Origin of the sequence: Lactonifactor sp. BIOML-A5, assembly GCF_009677585.1 — a bacterium.
Taxonomy (GTDB): Bacteria; Bacillota; Clostridia; order Lachnospirales; family Lachnospiraceae; genus Lactonifactor.
Window position 1 is genome coordinate 308229 of the sequence record NZ_WKYV01000001.1, and the last position, 20875, is coordinate 329103.

The 20875-nt window shown below is 36.3% G+C and carries 19 protein-coding genes; 6 read left to right on the forward strand and 13 right to left on the reverse strand.

From position 1 onward, the window contains the following. Window position 1: 1 nt before the first annotated feature. From GKG41_RS23840 to GKG41_RS01365, 10 genes are all read right to left on the reverse strand, one after another. Window positions 2–1411, reverse strand: coding sequence for an O-antigen ligase family protein (locus tag GKG41_RS23840; protein WP_154256465.1), 1410 nt, complete (start codon window positions 1409–1411; stop codon window positions 2–4). A gap of 16 nt (window positions 1412–1427) precedes the next feature. Beyond that, window positions 1428–2510 carry a glycosyltransferase family 1 protein gene (locus tag GKG41_RS01320; protein WP_154256467.1) on the reverse strand — a complete coding sequence of 361 codons (1083 nt, stop codon included), beginning with the start codon at window positions 2508–2510 and terminating at the stop codon, window positions 1428–1430. A 13-nt stretch (window positions 2511–2523) separates the two neighbouring features. Further along, window positions 2524–3594, reverse strand: coding sequence for a glycosyltransferase family 2 protein (locus tag GKG41_RS01325; RefSeq protein WP_154256469.1), 1071 nt, complete (start codon window positions 3592–3594; stop codon window positions 2524–2526). A gap of 3 nt (window positions 3595–3597) precedes the next feature. After that, a complete protein-coding gene (locus GKG41_RS01330; RefSeq protein ID WP_154256471.1) occupies window positions 3598–4656 on the reverse strand; it encodes a glycosyltransferase family 2 protein in 1059 nt (352 codons plus the stop codon). 11 nt (window positions 4657–4667) lie between these two features. Beyond that, on the reverse strand, window positions 4668–5768 hold the full coding sequence (glf, locus tag GKG41_RS01335) for a UDP-galactopyranose mutase (protein ID WP_154256548.1): 1101 nt from the start codon (window positions 5766–5768) through the stop codon (window positions 4668–4670). Beyond that, on the reverse strand, window positions 5755–7161 hold the full coding sequence (locus GKG41_RS01340) for a sugar transferase (RefSeq protein ID WP_154256473.1): 1407 nt from the start codon (window positions 7159–7161) through the stop codon (window positions 5755–5757). Before GKG41_RS01340 ends, glf begins: the two co-directional genes overlap by 14 nt. 91 nt (window positions 7162–7252) lie before the next feature. Beyond that, window positions 7253–8023 carry a hypothetical protein gene (locus tag GKG41_RS01345; protein ID WP_154256476.1) on the reverse strand — a complete coding sequence of 257 codons (771 nt, stop codon included), beginning with the start codon at window positions 8021–8023 and terminating at the stop codon, window positions 7253–7255. A gap of 17 nt (window positions 8024–8040) precedes the next feature. After that, window positions 8041–9069, reverse strand: coding sequence for a DUF6077 domain-containing protein (locus GKG41_RS01350; protein WP_154256478.1), 1029 nt, complete (start codon window positions 9067–9069; stop codon window positions 8041–8043). 78 nt (window positions 9070–9147) lie between these two features. After that, entirely contained in the window at window positions 9148–10026 is an 879-nt protein-coding gene (locus GKG41_RS01355; RefSeq protein ID WP_154256480.1) for a LicD family protein, read from the reverse strand. A gap of 673 nt (window positions 10027–10699) precedes the next feature. Next, a complete protein-coding gene (locus GKG41_RS01365; RefSeq protein ID WP_154256484.1) occupies window positions 10700–11407 on the reverse strand; it encodes a glycosyltransferase family 2 protein in 708 nt (235 codons plus the stop codon). Between the two features lie 172 nt (window positions 11408–11579). Between GKG41_RS01365 and GKG41_RS01370 the strand changes: the two genes are divergently transcribed. The 3 genes from GKG41_RS01370 to GKG41_RS01380 are packed head-to-tail and all read left to right on the forward strand — an operon-like array spanning window position 11580 to window position 15295. Next, entirely contained in the window at window positions 11580–12944 is a 1365-nt protein-coding gene (locus GKG41_RS01370; RefSeq protein WP_154256486.1) for a hypothetical protein, read from the forward strand. Between the two features lie 14 nt (window positions 12945–12958). After that, window positions 12959–14095, forward strand: coding sequence for a dTDP-4-amino-4,6-dideoxygalactose transaminase (gene rffA, locus GKG41_RS01375; RefSeq protein ID WP_154256488.1), 1137 nt, complete (start codon window positions 12959–12961; stop codon window positions 14093–14095). A 60-nt stretch (window positions 14096–14155) separates the two neighbouring features. After that, window positions 14156–15295 carry a glycosyltransferase family 4 protein gene (locus GKG41_RS01380; protein WP_154256489.1) on the forward strand — a complete coding sequence of 380 codons (1140 nt, stop codon included), beginning with the start codon at window positions 14156–14158 and terminating at the stop codon, window positions 15293–15295. 67 nt (window positions 15296–15362) lie between these two features. On the opposite strand, the gene GKG41_RS01385 is transcribed toward GKG41_RS01380, so the two are convergent. Both GKG41_RS01385 and GKG41_RS01390 read right to left on the reverse strand, forming a co-directional pair. Beyond that, window positions 15363–15704: an EamA family transporter gene (locus tag GKG41_RS01385; protein WP_154256491.1), complete on the reverse strand. Its 342-nt coding sequence runs from the start codon at window positions 15702–15704 to the stop codon at window positions 15363–15365. Beyond that, the gene (locus GKG41_RS01390) at window positions 15697–16047 is read right to left on the reverse strand and encodes an EamA family transporter (RefSeq protein ID WP_154256493.1); all 351 of its coding nucleotides are present in this window, start codon (window positions 16045–16047) and stop codon (window positions 15697–15699) included. Before GKG41_RS01390 ends, GKG41_RS01385 begins: the two co-directional genes overlap by 8 nt. 193 nt (window positions 16048–16240) lie before the next feature. Here GKG41_RS01390 and GKG41_RS01395 point away from each other — a divergent pair, with 193 nt between their 5' ends. From GKG41_RS01395 to GKG41_RS01405, 3 genes are read left to right on the forward strand one after another with little or no spacing between them, the layout of a single operon-like run. Continuing rightward, window positions 16241–17170 carry a glycosyltransferase family 2 protein gene (locus GKG41_RS01395; RefSeq protein WP_154256495.1) on the forward strand — a complete coding sequence of 310 codons (930 nt, stop codon included), beginning with the start codon at window positions 16241–16243 and terminating at the stop codon, window positions 17168–17170. Between the two features lie 7 nt (window positions 17171–17177). Further along, window positions 17178–18149, forward strand: coding sequence for a hypothetical protein (locus tag GKG41_RS01400; protein ID WP_154256497.1), 972 nt, complete (start codon window positions 17178–17180; stop codon window positions 18147–18149). After that, window positions 18146–19402, forward strand: a complete 1257-nt coding sequence (locus GKG41_RS01405; protein WP_154256499.1) for an ATP-grasp domain-containing protein — start codon at window positions 18146–18148, stop codon at window positions 19400–19402. Before GKG41_RS01400 ends, GKG41_RS01405 begins: the two co-directional genes overlap by 4 nt. Before the next feature lie 28 nt (window positions 19403–19430). Here the strand turns inward: GKG41_RS01405 and GKG41_RS23245 are convergent, their stop codons facing one another. Further along, the gene (locus GKG41_RS23245) at window positions 19431–20810 is read right to left on the reverse strand and encodes a serine hydrolase (protein WP_226902951.1); all 1380 of its coding nucleotides are present in this window, start codon (window positions 20808–20810) and stop codon (window positions 19431–19433) included. Between the last annotated feature and the right edge of the window lie 65 nt (window positions 20811–20875).

Consider the following 20875-nt stretch of genomic DNA (forward strand, 5'->3'; position numbering starts at 1 on the left):
ACTAAGACCAGTGTCTTCTTTCATTATTAACATTGTCATATTTCTTGCAATCTTCCTTTTGCAAAAAGTATATTAAGTATCCCAGATACATCCAAAATAAGTTGGTACTTGGAACATTGTAATAAAACATCCCTGCTGCGACCAACATACTCTCTATTCCAATACACAATAATGAGATTAGTATCACACAAGTCACTGGAAAATCCAATGTCTTTACCTTAAAAAGCTTTAAAAAAACAATACTGCAACACTTTATAACTAGTATTACCAATAAAATCCCACCGATTATACCTTGTGAAACCAAAACGTTTAGAAACTCATTGTGTAAATTTTTAAAATCCGTTTGGCTATTGTTTACTATATATGTCTGAGGCATATTCTCCCTGGCATATGGCCTGATGCCATTATACGAAGTGCCCCAGAATTTATTCTGGTTAAAAATTTCAATTCCACTTTTCCAAATATCAAATCTTCTATTACTGGGATCCTGTTCAAGATCATACGCCCTTTCAATTTTATCTAAATCTCCGTGTTCTGTTGTTAAGTGCCCCTGAACTGTATTATAGCTAATGGCTATCCCTTTGGGGACACTTGTCATTACTGCAACTGCTGCGACAGATATTAATATAATTCTAAAATAGCCCCATTTTCCAATTCCATCCTTTTTCCGCTTAATAAAAAAGCAATACAAATAAATCCCTGATGTAATGCCTAGACATAGTCTCCCTGTTCTGGAATCAGAAAAAGCTATAAAGCTCAACATGAGAAGAATATTAATAGCCCCTAAAGCTTTAACTGACTTTCTTACCACTTTACTCATAAAAAACAACGTCAGATAGATGGAAACACAGGCCATTACAGCACCACAATTGGGATCTAAAAAGACACCGTAAAGACGTCCCCATACAAACCCTGAAACAACTTCATATCCATCTGCCAGTTTCCTCACATTACCATAACCTGTTACCATAAAAGTTAAACTGATAGCTACAGAAATAAACATATATAATAAAAAAACAACGCTTACAATTTGAAACTCCTTTAAAACTTTTTTCGTTTCAACGGAACGATCATTTGCATATAGCAGGAAAAAATAAAATGCTAGAAATAAACCATTTATTATATTTTGTTTGAGTTCAAACTGATAGTTAATAACTGTAGACAGAATAAAGCTTATGAAAAAAGCCATTAAAGTAATAATTAAAGGTGTTGTTATATATTGTTTAAAATATACGATTCTATAAGCCAACAGAAACAGGCCTACGACAACTACCGGCCACATAACCAAAGAAATTATAACGGTACCGTACGTCAGACTATTATACGATAAAATCGCATATAGCATAAATCCCACTTTAAAAAGTATCTCTAAAATTTTAACTAATCCCTCTAAACTTCCCTTATTTACCACGTTATGTCTCTCCTTTTTAAGTATCAAAAAACTGCAACAGCTTATAATATGTTTCTGAATGTTCTTTCAGACTATATCCGCGTTCCTGTAACTTATTTATATTAGAAATACGCTTTGCATTTTGACAGTTTAAAATAACGTTTGCCCACTCCCCTGGGGATTTATTTAAACTGCAAAATATAACATCACCTGTAATATCAATTTCTTTGGATATTGTATCGGAAAGTATGCATGGCAGAGCGGATGCCTGTGCCTCAATCCCTACAATTGGCAGCCCTTCATAAAAAGATGGAAGCAGAAAAACATCAGAAGCACATAATAACTCAGGAATGTCCTTTCTTTTACCCATAAAATATATCTTATCCTTTATTCCGATATTAACAGCATATTCATGAATTTCTTTCTCCAATTCTCCACTGCCTATATAGAGAAGCAAACTGTCAGGTTTCCTGACTAATACCTCTTTAAAAATCTTAAGCAAGCCATAAGGATTTTTTTGTTCAGATATTCTTCCTATATGGCAAACCACAAACTGCCCACTAATATTTAACAGGTTTCTGGTTCTTATTCTTTTATGCTGATTAAATTTGTATTGTTCAATGTCTATAGCATTGGGAACTATTAGAACTTCATCCTTTTTATTATCTCCAAACATAAAAGAAGCAGCCAGTTGAGAACATGCTACAAATTTATCTGCAAAAAGGTTCAATAAAGGCCGACAATAATTATGAAGTCTTAATTTATCTGTAGATCCGTTATGGCTATGGACAATAATTCTTCTCTTCAGCATCCATGGAATAAGCATAGTAACAGCTGCTCCCGCATCCAATATATTAAAATACACTATACGGTACTCCGGATGTTCTCTTAAGATCCTCCAGAGCTTTGTCCAATGTTTAAATAGCTTTTTTCCCTTGGGAGGTATATAAAACACTTTAGAATTATAGCTTAAGATTTCTTCCTTATATACAATCTCTGGAAAATCTGTTACAAAGTCAAAAGTAATTCTATCTTTGTCCAAACTTCTCAAAATATTCATCAGGTAGGTTTCGATTCCTCCAGGGTTGTTCGTCATCCCATAAACTAAAATACGCTTCACTTTATTTACTCCCTCATTTATTGATCCGAGCCCTAGAAAAAACTATAGGAAATTTTACTTTTAGCCAGTATGCTACTTTTCCCATTAAGCAACAACAATTAACACTTCTATGATTCAAAAAAAAGCGAAAAACTTTTAGCGATTTACTTTTTACGTCGGCATATTTACTTACGGCTCCATATAATTCAGTCGTAATAACAGCTAATAACCACTCTTTAATCTCTACAACAGTCATATTGGAACGATTATCAAAATTTCTCATCAGAGCAGATAATATATATCTAAGATATATATTTCCCAATATATCTTTCACATCTTTTGTACACATTCCCCACAAAGAATACAATTCGTACATCTCATGGACACGTCTAGTACTAAGTTTGAAATATTCTGGAACGAATCTAGCTGTAATGCTTTCATTCATACGCTTTTTATAATGATAGGCTGAACTTTCCAAAATGCTCATACTTTGAATATACTTTATTACCAACACGTTAAAAAAGAAATCTTCATATAAAATAGAATCCTCAAATCGAATATTATTTTCTTTTATTAATTCCATTCGGTAGAGTCTGTTCCACTGATATCCAAACAGTGTTTTTCTTTCTAACTCTATGACCATTTTACGTACGTCAACTAAATCCATACAGTTTCTTTTTTCCAAAGAAAGAACATTTTGTAATACTAGTTTATTGTCATTGTTATAGTAATCTTCTGTAAGTCCCCAGATGACCATATCCAAATTTGACTTACCAATACTCAGTACAGCCTCATGATATAAGTTCTCCTCTATATAGTCATCTGCGTCCATAAAAGCAAGATAAACACCACTAGCAAGCTCTATTCCGGTGTTTCTGGCATTTCCTGCCCCTCTGTTTTTTTTAAGGTGAACAACCTTGACACGTTTATCTGCAAGAGCCCACGAGTCACAAATTTCCCCGCTCTTATCTTTGGAGCAATCATCCACTAGGATTAATTCAATATTGGAAAAAGTCTGATTTAACACGCTCTTTACACTTTCATCTAAATAACACTGGGCATTATAGACTGGCATTACAACACTAATAAACGGCTCCTCTCTCACACTTTATCTCCTTGCTTTCAGTTTCGCAAATACCTTTGTATTTCTAGTTTTAACAAAAGTAATAACCTGGGCCTCTAATAATGTTAATGTAACATTTTTCCACTTAATGGGACGCAGTAATAATTTCATATAGTTTGAATTCGGTTTCGCAATTCTGCACGTCTGAGCAACTCTAGTTTTTGATAGCATCTTTTTTACTTCCGTCCTCTTTTCTCTATATGAAAGATCACAGTTAGGGTTTGTCAGATTTTCTACACATCCTACAAAACGTTCAATATAACGTCTGGCAATCATTTCTTTGCTCTCTGCATTGTGTACATCCCAATATTTATAGATGTCCAGCATCCATTCATGCTCCTCTTCTCTTTTTTGGTACATATTCGGTCGGTAAGCTGCCGTCTCAGACTCCGCTCTTGCCCTCATGAAGTGGTAATACTTTTTTGAAGTAACTGTTACCCGGTCAATATTTTTTACTATGCTGAGATTAAATGGAAAATCATCCCAGAAGGTCTGCGGGAATTTCAAATTATTTGACTGAATGTAATCTCTTTTAAATAACTTATTCCAAGGAGTATAAAGCAGATTCTTATCAAAAAGCTTATAGGCATTTTTTCTAAATTCATCTTTATTCGGATATACCGCATCATCAGTCACAAATTCATCCGTCAGATATCTATTTTCATCGTAATAGGTGTCAATATAAAAGCCCGCAATCACTAATTGTGCACTATCTCTTTTTGCCAATTCATACATATCCTCCAACATAGTAGATTCCGCCCAGTCATCGGAATCCATAAAATACAAATATTCCCCTTGTGCTATGTCTATTGCCATATTTCGAGCACTTGGTGCCCCTCCATTTTCTTTGTGGAATACTCTGAGCCTTTCGTCTTGTCTTGCATACTCATCGCATATCTTACCGCTGTTGTCAGGTGTTCCATCATCCACAATCAAAAACTCAAATTCCTTTAATGTCTGCTTTTGAATGCTCTCAATTGCTTTTCCAACGTATTTTTCTACCTTATAGACAGGCATTATAACACTAACTTTAATATCCGTCATCAAAATACTCCTTAATTAAATTCCTGGTGTACCAGATTAAAAGCTGAAGCTATCACTTTATCCATATCGTAATATTTATATTCAGCCAATCTTCCGCCAAAAATTATTTTATCTTCGTTTTCTGCCAGTTCCTTATATCTACCATATAAATCCTGATTCGTATCATCGTTCACCGGATAATATGGTTCATCTCCCTCTCTCCAGGAAGCAGGATATTCCTTGGTAATAACCGTCTTCTTCTGTGTACCGAATTCAAAATGCTTATGCTCTATAACTCTTGTATAAGGGGTCTCCCTGTCAGTGTAATTAACCACTGCAACTCCCTGATAGTTTTCCAAATCCAGCACCTCAGACTCAAATCTAAGACTCCTATACTCCAGCTTACCATACTTATAATCATAAAAAGAGTCCAGAGTTCCTGTATATAGTACCTTATTGCCCATCTGATTAAATCTTTCTTTTTCTTTGTTATAATCAGTATTCAGCATAATATCGCAGCCTTCGAACAGTACATTAATTAGTTCATTATACCCCCCAACAGGAATTCCCTGATAGGGATCATTAAAGTAATTATTATCATAGGTAAAGCGAACCGGTATACGTTTAATAATAAAGGGAGGAAGTTCTCTGCAGTCTCTCCCCCACTGTTTTTCCGTATAACCTTTAATTAACTTTTGATACAAGTCAGTTCCCACTAGGCTGATTGCCTGTTCCTCCAAATTTTGCGGCACATTACTAATCTGGCTTCTTTGTGAATCTATAATCTTTTTAGCCTCCTCCGGCCTGCTAACTCCCCACATTTTATTAAATGTATTCATATTAAAGGGCATGTTATAAATCTCCCCCTTATAATTAGCAATCGGTGAATTGGTAAAACGGTTAAATTCTACAAGGCTATTCACAAATTCCCACACTGTCTTATTATTGGTATGAAAAATATGAGCACCATATTTATGAACATTTATACCCTCTATATTCTGGCAGTAAATATTGCCGCCCAATGTATTCCTTTTTTCTACAACAAGACATTTTTTCCCTTTTTGTTGTGCAAGGTAAGCAAATGTTCCTCCAAATAGCCCCCCGCCTACAATAATATAATCATATGTTTTCATCATTCTTTCCTTCCTTTTCTTCTTCACCGCAAGGTAAAATTCTCAAGCCGCAATTCTCCGCTCCAAAGGCTTCTGTACTGTCTGATTTCAACAATACAATAGCTGTCTGAAAAAGTAACTGTATATCTTTTAGAATACTATAATTTTCAATATACATCATGTCCATCATAAGCTTATCTTTAGGGCTTGTATTGTATTTCCCCGCAATCTGAGCATATCCTGTCAAACCTGCTTTTGCTCTCAGACGATACTTAAATTCCGGAAGTTCTTCCGTATAAGCGTTAACATTCTCTAACATCTCTGGTCTGGGGCCAACAAAACTCATTTCTCCCCTTAAGATATTTAGTAATTGAGGAAGTTCATCAGCTCTTATTTTACGGAGTATTTTCCCTGGCGGTGTAATCCTGTCATCATCCTTTGTCACAGAACGGTTCTCAACATTTTCTTTCATCGTTCTAAACTTATACACTTCAAATTCTCTTCCGTTTAAAGTTGCTCTTTTCTGCTTGAATAATATTTTCCCTCCATCATAGCTTTTAATCATAATTGCGCTGACCACCCATACTGGGCTACTTAATATTCCTACTATTAGAACTAAAATCAAATCTAATAAACGTTTCATTATCCTTTGCTCAATAGATAAGGATTTTACATTAGCATTAATTAATGATATATCATCCAGCAAATAATATTCTGCAGTAGTTTCAACAATATCGTGTATCTCTGGATTAAAATATATGTTTTTCATGTTTTCATAGCAATAGTCAATTAACTTTCCTCTTGCTTCAAGCGGTACGTCAATAACAAATATCGTATCCACCTGTTCCACATACCGAAGCAAATCATGCCTTCTATAATCAACAACATACTTTATTAGGTACTGTTTCCTGAATTTCATTATCCCTCTTGCAATTTCATTTACCGCCTGTTGCGATGAAGCTATAATACAGCATCTCTCTGGTTCATTGATAAAGAAGTATAACGCATTACCCCCATATACAAAAATCACAACAATTAAAACTTGCAACAGCATAATAAGCAGTAAAATTGGTATACTAGTAAAGCGAATCGCTGAAACACTAGGCGTAATTGTATTCATAATCATCAGTTGCAGATATACCACAACATCCGTACAGATTACCGCCAAGGATAAAGAATATATGATTGGTTTACTTTTTCTTCTACCAATATCATACCTTCCATATGCAGATATAAGCAGCAAGCCTACTACCACGTAGGAACTGATAGTTATGCCCATTGTACGGGATGGAACTAGTACTGCTTTATTCTCTTTAGAAATCAGCGACAAAAAAATCCCCAGTAATATAATATATAAAGCCAATTTTAATATTAATAAAACCGTCTTTTCAAATTTCTTTAGTAGTCGTTTCATTTATCCACCTATTATATTCTAATATCATCTTTGAGACCATTTTTCATTATAGCCTATCGAGATATGATAATCAAGATTCTACCCACTTTTATTATTCTGGCACATATTGGTTGAACTTATAAATTGTATATTCTTCCACCTTACCAATAGGGTTATAGTTATTATCAATAAATTCTTGTTCTTTTGCCTTATTTGACGGATAGATAATAAAATTAGTTCTACAATTCATGCATGCATTGGTTAATACAGTTATATCTGCTTCTTCCTTTTCAAACTCATCCCAAATAATCTCACCTAAATCATATCCAGGAGAATATCGGCCGTATGGTTGATAAATACCAGCATCATATTGACGCATATAGCATATAAAATCATATCCTCCTACTGCTTTAATCATTTCACCGTCCGTACTATTCTCCCTTATAATATTACATGCTGCAATTACTTTATTCGGCACTTTAAACCTGTTACTCTGTTTCGAAAATTGCCCCTTACCATATATACAATTTCCGGTAAGTATAATAAGAAGACATATACCTAAAACTGCAATTCCATATTTCAATTCTTTTTTCAATCTGCCTGCCAGAAAAGTTGCAGCAAAGGCTATTATAATTGTACTTGGAAGCAGCCAAAACATTCTCCAGTACACATTGTCCCCTATCAGATAGTACGCAATTACATAAGCAGTCAAAGGAAATGCATATAGAATGCCCCAAACAACAGTATACAAAATAAACATTTTATTTTCAGGTCTTTTATTTTTGTAAATAATTAATATAAAAATGGAGACTAAAAATACCACCCAGTGCAGACCATTGCCCAGATACATTTTCAGCCATAATAATATAAACTCTGTATTCATTTTTTCCTTCCCGTAACTTAGCGAATATATAAATATATCAGCGCACATATTATATTAATTGAACAGCAAAGTATACTCTTACTCACAATTTCTTTTCTAAATGGCTTAATTGCATACATAAGTACAAATATTCCTATCATTATTGGAGTCAACATAATCCCCATAGATGACACCAGGCAAGACGCAGTACAGATAAAAAACAGCATAATCCAGTCTGCCTTGTTGCTATTATCTTTAACTGTTCTGATTGCAAAATAAAAAGCCAAAGGAAGTAAAACATTTACTAAAACAGCTTTTCCCTGCCATATTCTAAAAAGTAGGAAACTACCCGAGGTGTATACTGAATAATAAGAAAACATTTGAATAATAGCACAAAGAAGTAAAAATGTCCCCTGCTGCCTTTTACTATTTGCAAAAAACCTCTTACCTAATAAAAAATATACCAGATAAGCCATTGGTATAAACACCCCAGGCAATACAGTATGTGCTAAAATTGTCGGATGAATTTGAATTAGAGAACTCCATACTGCTGTGAAAACCGGAAAAGGAGATAACACGTATCTACTTGGCAACACCTCATATTTAAACCCCATATATGGATCTACTTCCATAAGAGTATCCGTATGCACAGCTGTACTTGCTGTGGCAACATAAAAAGCATCATCCTGATCTAAATGCATATATCTGACACTCACATAAGTCTGTAATATTATAATAACGATTGCCGCCCAAAACGTCCAATGAACCCCTTTTAAGCTTTTAGCTAAGCTTTCTCTCCATCCTGCAAAGAACTTGTAATTAATGCATAAGCCAACTGCGGCACTTATTAAATAAAGAACCATAAAAATATACACTGCCACATGCAAGCTTATTCTAAAATAAATCATTGGTAGTATTAGAATTTCAAAGCTTCCCCATATTACCAGATAGCCACCAAGAAGTAATAAAATCCAATTTTCTTTTTTATTAAAGTATCGGTTGCAGCCAAGTCCAATACATCCAGGAACTATAACTAGCCACAGTACACACGTAAATAATTTTAGCATTATGCTCTCCTGCTGTTTATCTACCCTTAATCTAAATATTCTTCATTATTATAAAGACCAATTAAATAATTAATCTCATCATTTATTAATAATCGGTTTTTCTCCTTCGAATTGTATCAAATATGGGCAATGATTTATCTGCTTACATTTGGGAGGTATCTTCATATAATCCCCATATATTCTTTTTAAAAACTTATCATTATTAGCTGGAAGATATACGGTACCGGTTTCAAATGGTACTTCTCGCAACGGAAAAAGCTCACTGATCGGCACCATATCTTTAATGGATCCTGAGTATTCAAAGGATGTCACAAATTTTGAATTGCATTTATTGTATTTTCTAGATGCTCTGTCAAATCTTTTATAAACTGTAGTGCCTGATATTCTAAATATCTTCAGAACATAATGTGTCAGAAAACAAATTGCGGCAGCTAACTTGCCTTTCATACCATTTATTGGTATGTTAGGGTAAGGGGTTCCACATAAGAATAACAGCCTGCCCAAAAAAGTAGTTATAAATGCTTGTTTTCTTCTTCCTGTTATATTAGGCGCCACCTTATCCAATGGAAAAATGTCTATAAATATTCCTAGATTATACTTTGCTCTTCTGGAAAATTGTGATACAAATTTAGTCCCCTTCTTTTGAAGGTGTGTAACGGTGCAGGTATAATCCGAATCTTTATATGGGGTTATGAGCTCATAATCACCATCTAATTCTTTATTGAATATATCTATAAACTTATCGTAGTCTTCCCTTAACATCCCAACATCAATGTCATCGTCCCAAGGGATAAACCCTCCATGTCTTACAGCACCTATAGCTGTACCATAAAGAGCAAAATATTTTATCCCATATTTTCTGCAAACCCTGTCCAAATCGCCTAGAATTTGCAGTTGTACTCCGTGCAGTCTCTCTAAGATCTCCTCGTCATAAGGTTTGCTGTAATTATATTGCATACCCTGCCCTCCAGTTTTATTCTGCCACTAATAATAACACAATCTATTCGTATTCTCAAGCACCTGATGTTTTGCCCTAAGTGTCTGCTCTCTCAGCATACCCAATATTCTGATTGACGAATAAGTATTTTCCACTATATTTAGGCATTTTAAGCTTTGAATGTTTGTATAATCATAACATCTTAAAAAATTATTAAATTTACTTTTTCATGAATTTTCCTCAGTTATAAAAGTCCTGTATAATAAATAAGGGGTAGCCTGACTGTTGGCTACCTCTTATTTAATCTTCATCCTTATCCTTTTTATCTTCTTTTAGTTTTTCGGAAATGGAAAATTCTTGGGTCAGTTCCTTCAATCGGTTTTCTAACTGTGATAACTCGATCGTCATAAAGAAGACTTTGATAATCAGTATAAATATAATAGATAAAAAAACAAAATTTACCGGCGACTGTATCCCTAACAGATATGTGAAAAAACTAACTGCCTTAGAGAATATGCTCATTAATATCAGCATAGCTGAAAATCCGATCCAAAAGATCGCATATTCAATTTGGAGCTTTGAATATCTAATTTTCCTAATCATATATACCATCGTCAGTATAGATATGATAATTAAAATTGTCCTAAAACCAATTGTCATATTTTTCTCCCTTTCTCATCTGTTTTCTTTGGTCTATCCGTTACGCTTTCTAAAATTCTGAATAATCAATATTGATGTAAGCATCCTAACCATATATACAATAGATCTTCCCAAACTAAGGTAACTTTGACCTTCCATACGCTCCTCCATCTCTACCTGTACCTCTGCAATAGTTGCACCATTTTTTAATAAGTAAGAGATAGTATCCGGTTCAGGACCATAGTTTAAATTAAGGGCAAATTCCCTAATCATCTTTTTGTTAAACATTCTCATTCCAGATGTCGGATCCGTTATTTTGTTTCCGGTCGTCACCCGCATCGCAAACGAAATCATACTACTCCCCAACATTCGAAATGTCTTCGGCTTCCTTTTGGTAGTAAATCGTGATCCAATTACGATATCATATCCTTCTTTCTGCTTATTATAGAGTGATTCAATGTAATTAGCAAGGTGCTGTCCGTCAGCATCAAATTGTATCGCATGTTCATATCCCTTCATATATGCATATTTTAGACCTGTTTGAAATGCACCAGCCAGGCCTAAATTTACTGCTAGGTCAATTATCTGATACCCCTTATCATGGCATATATTAGAAGTAGAATCCTTAGAGCCATCATTAATTACAACATAATCATATTGTGGATACTCATGAACCAGATTTTCTACAACTTTTACAATATTCTTCTCCTCATTATAAGCTGGAATGATAACTAAAACATTCTTTTTCTTCAAAGTATTCATTCATTTTCCCCTATTTCGTAACTTTTTGAGTTCATCTCCACGATTAATGATTATACAATATTTTTGTTTCAAATACAATCTATAAGTTTCTTCTTATTTTGTTAATCTTAATATTTTTTTTTGTTTAAAAGTGATATACTATTGAAGTAAAATGTTTTGAAGGAGTCTAGTTATGAATTTAAAATTAAGCTTGTCAATTAAACAGCGGCGGCAACTTTCATATGGAATAGAAATTGTCTTTTTATTATTCCTTTTTGTATTCTACTTTATGTGGGCTTGCCATCAACCTTTTAACTCTGCCCCAGATGAAAAAATGAGGTATGATATCCCTCAATATATTTATGAACATGGGGCACTACCTCACGGCGGTGATCCGGAAATCAGAGATGAAAACTGGGGGATTTCCTATGCTTTTAACCCTATCTTATCCTATATAATCTCTGCTGCCTTTATGAAAATAGTCAGTTTTTTCACCACTGACTTTTTTTCATTGCTAGTTGCGGCACGCACCGTTAGTGTTGTTTGGGGTGTAATCACTGGATTTTTTACTATTAGGATTTCTAAAAAGCTAATCCCTAAGACTTATCGTCCATTATTTATTGTGTTGGTAACGTTGCTTCCTCAAATGGCTTACTTGGCCTCCTACGTAAATACAGACGCAATGGCTATTGCGTCAACTTCCATCATTATATATATGTGGATAATTGGCCTTGAAACCAACTGGAATAAAAAAAGTTGTATAGGACTGGCTATTGGTCTTGCACTCTGCTCTCTATCCTATTATAATGCTTATGGATATATACTGTGCAGTATACTCTTATTTGTCTTTTCAACTTTATTTATGGGAGAAAAAAAATATAATTGCCAGCTTATGATTAAGAAGGGACTGCTTATCACGTTTATTGCCCTTCTTTTAGCAGGATGGTGGTTTATTCGAAGCTATATCATATATGATGGTGACATTTTAGGCATGGCTACAAGCAGAAAATATTCCGAACTTTATGCGGTTGATGCTTTTAAGCCATCAAATAGAGTTACATACAAATCCGGAGGGTATTCTATCATAAACATGCTCTTTAGCAAAGGCGGTTGGATTGAAACCACAAAGTTCAGTTTCATAGGATGTTTCGGATACATGGAACGCTATCTAGGAGTCAGAACATATGACAGATATATCTACCTGATTGCCGCAGGAGGTGTCGGTGTTATTTTTAGTTTCCCCAAGCTTTTCCGGCCAACTAAGAATAAGCAATGGATTAGAGCAAACATTTTAAATATAATACTTGCAATCGCTATGGTAATACCAGTTTTCCTTACAATATACTATGCGTATGCATCAGATTATCAGGCTCAGGGACGATATGTAATGCCTATGATTATTCCTTTGATGTACTTCGCTGTCACTGGTGTAAAACGAATTCTTGATTTTTTTATTAAAGAAGAAAGAATCCCTATCATTACTCATGTTTACGCAATTATTCTATTTATTACGGTTCTGCAAACTTATAAAAATATATTTTTGACAATGTTTCAGTAAATAAGGAGGCCTTTATGATAGATTTTAATATTCCACCACATGTTGGGACAGAATTAGACTATATTAAGGAAGCAATACAAAACAAAAAACTTTGTGGCGACGGACCCTTTACTAAAAAATGCAGTGAATGGATCAAAAATGAATTTAATGTTAATCAAGTTTTTTTAACCACTTCCTGTACACATGCCCTGGAAATGGCCGCTCTCTTAGCCGATATTAAAGAGGGAGATGAAGTTATTATGCCTTCTTACACCTTTGTCTCTACAGCCGATGCTTTTGTGCAGAGAGGCGCATCTATTGTCTTCGTAGATATCAGATCTGATACATTAAATATTGATGAGACATTAATTGAAGATGCCGTTACTCCCGCTACTAAAGCAATAGTTCCTGTTCACTATGCTGGTGTATCCTGCGAAATGGATACCATATTGGATATAGCCAAACACCACAATCTTAAAGTGATTGAAGATGCTGCTCAAGGATTTGGCTCAACCTATAAAGGGAGACCATTAGGTACAATTGGTGACTTTGGATGTTATAGCTTCCACGAAACCAAGAATCTAAGCATGGGAGAAGGCGGTGCTATTCTTTTTCAGGATAATACTTTACAGGAAAAAGCTGAAATATTGCGGGAAAAAGGAACTAATCGCAGTAAATTTTTTAGAGGTCAGATCGATAAGTACACATGGATGGACTATGGTTCGTCCTATCTTCCCAGTGATTTAAACGCAGCATATTTATGGGCTCAATTAGAGGCAGTAAAAACCATTCAGGAGGATCGAATGGCATCCTTTCGTTTTTATAATGATAAGTTAAAACCACTTGCTCAGAGAGGTTATTTTGAGCAACCTGTTATCCCTGAGGGTATTGAGCACAACGCACATATGTATTATATCAAATTACCAGATTTAGAAACTAGAAGCAAACTTATTACTTATCTTAAGAAAAAAAATATTCTAAGTGTATTCCATTATGTACCTTTACACTCATCCCCTGCCGGACAAAAATTTGGCCGTTTTCACGGCATCGATCGATATACCACAAAAGAAAGTGAACGTCTTTTGCGTTTACCTATGTATTATGGTCTAACTCAGGATACAAAGGAATATATTGTGGATACGATTGCTTGCTATTTTACCGGCCAATATTAAATCCAGGGGCAATGTCAAGTATTAATGGTTGCTTACGGGTAAAATGTAGAAAGGAGTAATATGCCTAAACATTATTGCATATTTTCAGCACAGTATCTTCCTCACATTGGCGGAATAGAAAGATATACTTATCATTTAGCTAAAGAATTGCTTAAAAACGGTGATTCAGTAATTGTTATTACATCCAAAACAGATAACCTGCCTGATTATGAAATTATGGACGGCATTCCGGTTTACCGCCTACCTTGCTGGAACTTATTAAACGGCCGATACCCCATCATAAAGCCCCAAAAAAAGTTCCTACAGCTTCACAGGCACATAAAAAATATCCATTTTGACATGATTATAATTAATGCCCGATTTTATGTTCACTCACTTTATGCTGCTATATTAGGAAAAGCAAAACATGTTCACACTATCATTATTGATCATGGTTCCGGTCACCTGTCCGTCGACAATCCCTTATTTGACCGCATAGGAAGTATTTATGAACATTGTTTTACTAGCGTACTAAAACTATTTTGTCACGAATTTTATGGGGTTTCTCAGGCAAGTTGCCGCTGGTTACAGCACTTTAATATAGAAGCAAAAGGAGAACTCTATAATGCTATAGATCTTCCTCATATTGAAGCTTGTCTGGCAGACAGTTCCATAGATTTTCGTGAAAAATATAATCTACCTGAAGAATCTACGGTAATTACCTATACTGGACGCTTAATACCCGAAAAAGGGGTACTTCAGTTAGCAGAGGCTTTTGAACAATTAGCCCCATCGCATCCAAATCTTTATCTTTTTATTGCAGGGGAAGGAGAACTTGAAGATACCTTAAGAAACTTTAATTCTTCTAACATAAAAATTACAGGGCGCCTGACATTTACTGATATTATTTCCCTATTAAAATCATCTGATATTTTCTGCCTTCCTTCTGTTTCAGAAGGTTTTTCTACTTCAATATTAGAAGCAGTTGCCTGCCATAATTATATTATAGTCTCTGAAGGCGGCTGGCCCAAGGAATTAATTCTTGATAACACATATGGTACTATCCTGCAAGACACATCTGCACAAGCAATATATCAAGCTCTTGTTTATGCAGCAGAACACCCTCTTCTTCGAATTAAGGCATCAGAAAAGACGTATAAAATATTAAAATCAAATTTCACTTGGGAAATAACAGTAAATAAATTACGCAACTTAACATAAGTGTGCAATAGAGAGCAGAAATCCTGTGCCTTCTCTTCATCCATTAGACGAGCAGCACAGGATATTTTTATGGTAATGTATATATAATAATACCTAATACAATGATAATGTTTCCTATCATCTTTCCCCTACTAACCTTTTCTTTTAATATCCCTACAGATAATAATAAAACAAAAACATATGTAAAAGCATCAATCACTGGACCATATTTCATTTCTACTTGTGTATACGCATATGTGTTTATAAGTAATACTGTAAAAAAAATACTATACGCAACTAATACTCTCCAGTTTAAATACTCTAAAACTGGGTGCTTATAAGTTCTATTAGCACTTTGTTTTAAAAGTACTTGAGAAATTGCTGAAAAAAAAGTACAGACAAACATAAGTAACATATACATTTTATTCATAACGCTGCACCACCAATACTCCAATGAATACTATACCAATTCCCAATATATTAGTTGCTGAAAGCTGTTCATGAAAAATTAACACTGCCCATATTTGTGACCATATTAGATACACACTCCTATTCGCATACGCTGTGGTAAGGTCAAATTTCTTTATCACCTTTTGCCAGGCAATCGCATAAATAAAGCAGTTAGTCAGCATCAACATGATATATAAATACAGCTTCCAACCATAAAGACCGCTTTTATTATACTCTATAGAAGCTAATTTAGAAAAAATGCTAGTAAAAGAAAACAGCAAGATATTCAAGTGTAGCAGAATATATTTTTTTACCCTCTTCATATTATCCTCCGTATACCTATTCTGCCCCCTACCCCCTGCTGACCACAGCATATTATTATAATTATAACATTCTTTAGCTTATTCATCAACCTTACAGTGTTATCGGCACAGCTAAAAGGCATTGACCCCATCCCCAAAAAGTCGTATAATGTTTTAAAATGTCTTTATGAAGATATATAAAAAGGAGGCTATTATGAGTTTATATTCGGTCGTTGTACCAGTATATAATTCTGAGCATACACTGGACGAGCTTTACGGACGTCTCCGCAAAGTTTTCGATGAAACAATGAAAGAACCCTTTGAACTAATTCTGGTAGACGACAGCTCCAGAGATAATTCCTACGAAAAAATGCAGATGCTTCACCAGAAAGATCCCCGGGTTAAAATTATACAGATGGCTAAGAATTTCGGTCAGCACCCCGCATTGCTTTGTGGTTTCCAATACGCAACAGGAGATTATGTTATCACTATGGATGATGATCTTCAGCACCCCCCGGAAGAGATACCGAAACTGGCTGCTGTGATTAAGGAACGCTCTGACGTTGATGTCATTATTGCAAAATATGAGGGAAGAAAGCATAATGTTATCCGCCGTCTCGGTACCCGCGTGTCTGTGTATGCAACCTCTAAAATGCTTAACAAAGATCCGAATCTGGAAATCACCAGCTTTCGGCTGATGCGGAAATTTATTGTAGATGCCATCCTGCAGATGAATGTTAGACTGCCTCAGATAGGTAATCTTTTAGTGCAGACATCCAATCGGATTATCAATGTTACGGTTCATCACGACGAGAGAAAGTACGGCAAGAGCGGTTATACCTTCCGGAGACTAATGCGGGATTTGATTTATGATATTACCACTCATTCCGCACTGCCCCTGATTATTGTACGTGATATTGGGATCATCAGCTTTTTTGCAAGTATACTTCTGGGAATTTTCTATCTCGTCCGATACTTCGTGTACGGTGTATCCGTAGAAGGCTTTACGACTCTTGTACTTTTACTGGTAGCGTATTCCGGACTATCTTTGCTTGGGATCGGCGTTATTGGACAATATCTCATGAATATCCTTAATGAATCAAGAAAAATGCCTAACTATATTGAGCGAAGGAAGGAATTATGATGGTACTATGAAGGAAATCGGTGGATATCTTGAATTAGAAGAACTGGCTGGGGAAGAATACTATAAAGACATGTATCGCCTGAATCTGGGCAGGACGGCCCTGCTGTACCTATGCCGGCTTAGGGGGTGCAAAAAACTTTTACTTCCCTATTTTCTGTGTGATTCGGTGATAAAGTCCTGCAGACATGCCGGAATAAACTTAGAATATTATCACATAGACAGTAATTTAACACCTCAGGTGCCGGATTCCCTGGAGTCCGGAACTTATCTTTATCTGGTGAATTACTATGGTCAGCTTACAGATGAAACTATTCTATTTTATAAGAAGAAATACCAGCATATTATCGTTGATCATACCCATGCATTTTTCCAACGCCCTCTTCCTGGAGTAGATACTATATACTCCTGCCGAAAGTTCTTTGGGCTCCCTGATGGCGCTTATCTGTCTACAGACGCATCCCCAGTACTTCCCCTGCACCAAGATCTGTCCGGCAGCCGCATGGAACATCTTCTGGGACGATACGAAAAAGATGCTGCTTCCTATTATAGCACCATGTTAGACAATGCATCCTCTTTTCAGCAGGAGTCTCCGAAGTTAATGTCCCGTCTTACTCAGAACTTATTAAAAGGCATTGATTATGAGCGCGTCATAGAACGGCGGGAAATCAACTACCGTCGTCTGGATAAATATTTTGGGGACAGGAATCCACTGCCTTTTCAGATGCCCAGGGGACCTTTTACTTATCCCTTTTATTATCCCAAGGGCATAAAACTCAGAAAATTAACTGCATCCTGTAAGCTTTACCTTCCAACCTATTGGAATAACGTAATTCAGCATGCAACAGCTGAAAGTGTTGAATATGACTATGCATCTAATATCCTTCCCCTTCCCTGTGATCAAAGATATAACCCTCAGGATATGGATGCAGTGGCTGACAGATTATATGCTGCAATCAAAGATTTGGAGAGAAAAAAATGAGACATCGGCTGCTAATATTAGGATCCCTGACTGAATTCGTGCTTATTACACGTATGGCTAAAGAACGAGGCATTTTTACCGTCGTATGCGATGCTAATGAGAATGGACCCGCTAAAGCGATTGCAGATCGCGCGTATCATATTAATGTTGAAAAGACAGATGAGATAGCAGATATCTGCAAAAGGGAAAAGATAGACGGGATAATCACTTCATTTTCTGATCGTCTTTTTGAGTGTATGGTACAAATTGCTGCCAAAGCAGAACTAAAATGTTATCTAACCCCTGATAAACTGGATTATTACCGAAATAAAATTATTATGAAAGATATGCTCACACAGCTAAAAATCAGTACTCCCAGTTACCGAAGCCTAAGACCGGATTTCCAGATTCAGGATTTAGAGGATATACAATTTCCTGTGGTAGCAAAACCTGTGGACAAATATGGATCCCGGGGAATCTTCGTACTGAATCATCCAGAAGAAATCCGCCGGTATTTCCATGAGATATGTAAAACCTCTGAAATCAAAGAAATTCTAATAGAAGAATACAATCCAGGCTACGAATTTAATATGATGTCCTGGGTATTGGATGGAAAAGTACATGTAATCAGTATTGCTGACCGGGAAAAAACAGAGATAGCGCCCGGCAGAATTCCAATCAGCACCCGTAACGTATATCCATCCCGCTTAATGGAAGATGTATATGCAGAAGCGAGCTCCATCCTTCAAAAGGTTGCGTCCTATACTCAGCAAAAAGAGGGGGCTCTCTCTATGCAGTTTTTCTGGAAACCTGGTGAGCCGGTTCAGGTCTGTGAGATCGCCGGACGTTTTTTCGGCTATGAGCATGAATTAGTAGAATACAGCAGTGGTCTATCCATAGAAAAGCTTCTCTTAGACTATGTCTATGACGAAACTTCTCTTAGAAGAGACTTGTCTGCACACTCCCCCTGGTTCTCCCGCTGCAGTGCTGTCTTATATTTTCATGGAAGGGAAACTGACATCATGGATGAAAGTGAGGCTGTCAGTCTCTCCAAGGAAGAAGATATTGAGAATTCTATCCTTTTCTACAAGGAAGGAGAACGCATATCCTCAGAAACCCCCCGCCCCTATGTGGCTCGGTATTATTTAACCGGGGATACACGGGAAGCAGTTGATAAGCGCACAAAAGAAATTTTCCACAAAATGACGATCAAAAATACCGCCGGGGAAGAAGTTTTGTATAGAAATCGAGTGCCGGAGTATCCGGCGGAATAAAAAAAAGCGAAGCAATGCTTCGCTTTTTTTATTTCTTTCTGTTCAGAATCAGCCGAATAACCACCAGAAGAACCGTAAATACTATTAATCCGCACAGAACCAGTATTATCAACTTCATTGTATTTTGCGTATGTTCTTTCTTTTTATTTTGCTCCTTCTGTATTCTCTTCTGTTCCTCTTGTTGTTCTTTCTCAAGAGCCTCCTGTTCTTCCTGTACTTTCACCTGATCATAGGATTCTCTGGTCACGGTCACACTTCCAACCGGGTATTCACTGCACATATAGGTGGTCAGTACCTTATCCTGCTGTACATCCTCAAGAACCTCCAATTCAGATTCCTCCATCCCGGCAGGAATAATCCCTTGTCCTCCCTGAATCACCTCACCCTTTGCTGTGAATTCCAAAACCTTGAAATTATCAAATCCATAGTCCAAAACTGTCTTTGTATCCTTGACAATCTGGGTCCCATCCCCTTTCATCAGAACACATACCAAGAGAAGATTATTTCTCTCCGCAAATGTTACCAGAGTACTTTGGGCTGCGTCTGTATAACCAGTTTTCCCGCCCAGACATCCCTCATAGTACCAGTCGCCTTCATGAATCATAGCATGATGATTGTCAAATGTCCTTGCCTTAGGATTTTTATTTGTAGGCTCTATTGTATAAACGACTGTTCCAAGTATCTTTCTGAAGGTTTCATTCTGAATGGCAGCCTGACCAATCAATGCCAAATCATGAGCGGTGGTATAGTGGCTGTCATCGGGAAGACCATTGGCATTATTAAAATGGGTTCCTGTACAGCCCAAATCTGCTGCCTTTTGATTCATCATATTCACAAAATTCTCTACACTTCCGCCTACATATTCAGCCACCTGAGTTGTTACCTCATTGGCTGATTTCAACATCATTGCATAGAGACATTGTTCCATAGTGAGAACCTCTCCCACCTGCATGCCGATATTACTGCTCCCCGGATAAGCATCCTTCACCCCGGTTTCCGTAAATGTTACCTGCTCATCCAAGCTGCTGTTCTCTAGAGCCAGCAAAGCAGTCATTATTTTAGTAGTACTTGCAGGATACATTCTTTCATCCATTGATTTATTGAATAATACAGTGCCTGAAGAGGCATCCATCAGTATTCCTGTTTCCTCTGCAATATCCATAGCCTGGGGCCAGCCAGCAATCCCATTAGTAGTCACAACAGATGGATCTGCCGGTGCAGGAGGTACTGCTGCAGATGTGCCTTCACGGCTCTCTTCCGGCTGTTCCCCAGCAGGCACACCCGTCTCATTGCCCGCAGTAGCTGTTTCCGTTGCCCATACCTGAACCGGGCATATATTGCCAAACACAATTGCAGCCGATACCGTACAGACTGTTATTGCACCAAATATTCTTTTTTTTAATCTCATTCTCTTCACCTCATACGCAGATTCTTTTCTATTATATGATATTTTTCGGTATGCCGCAAGAATAG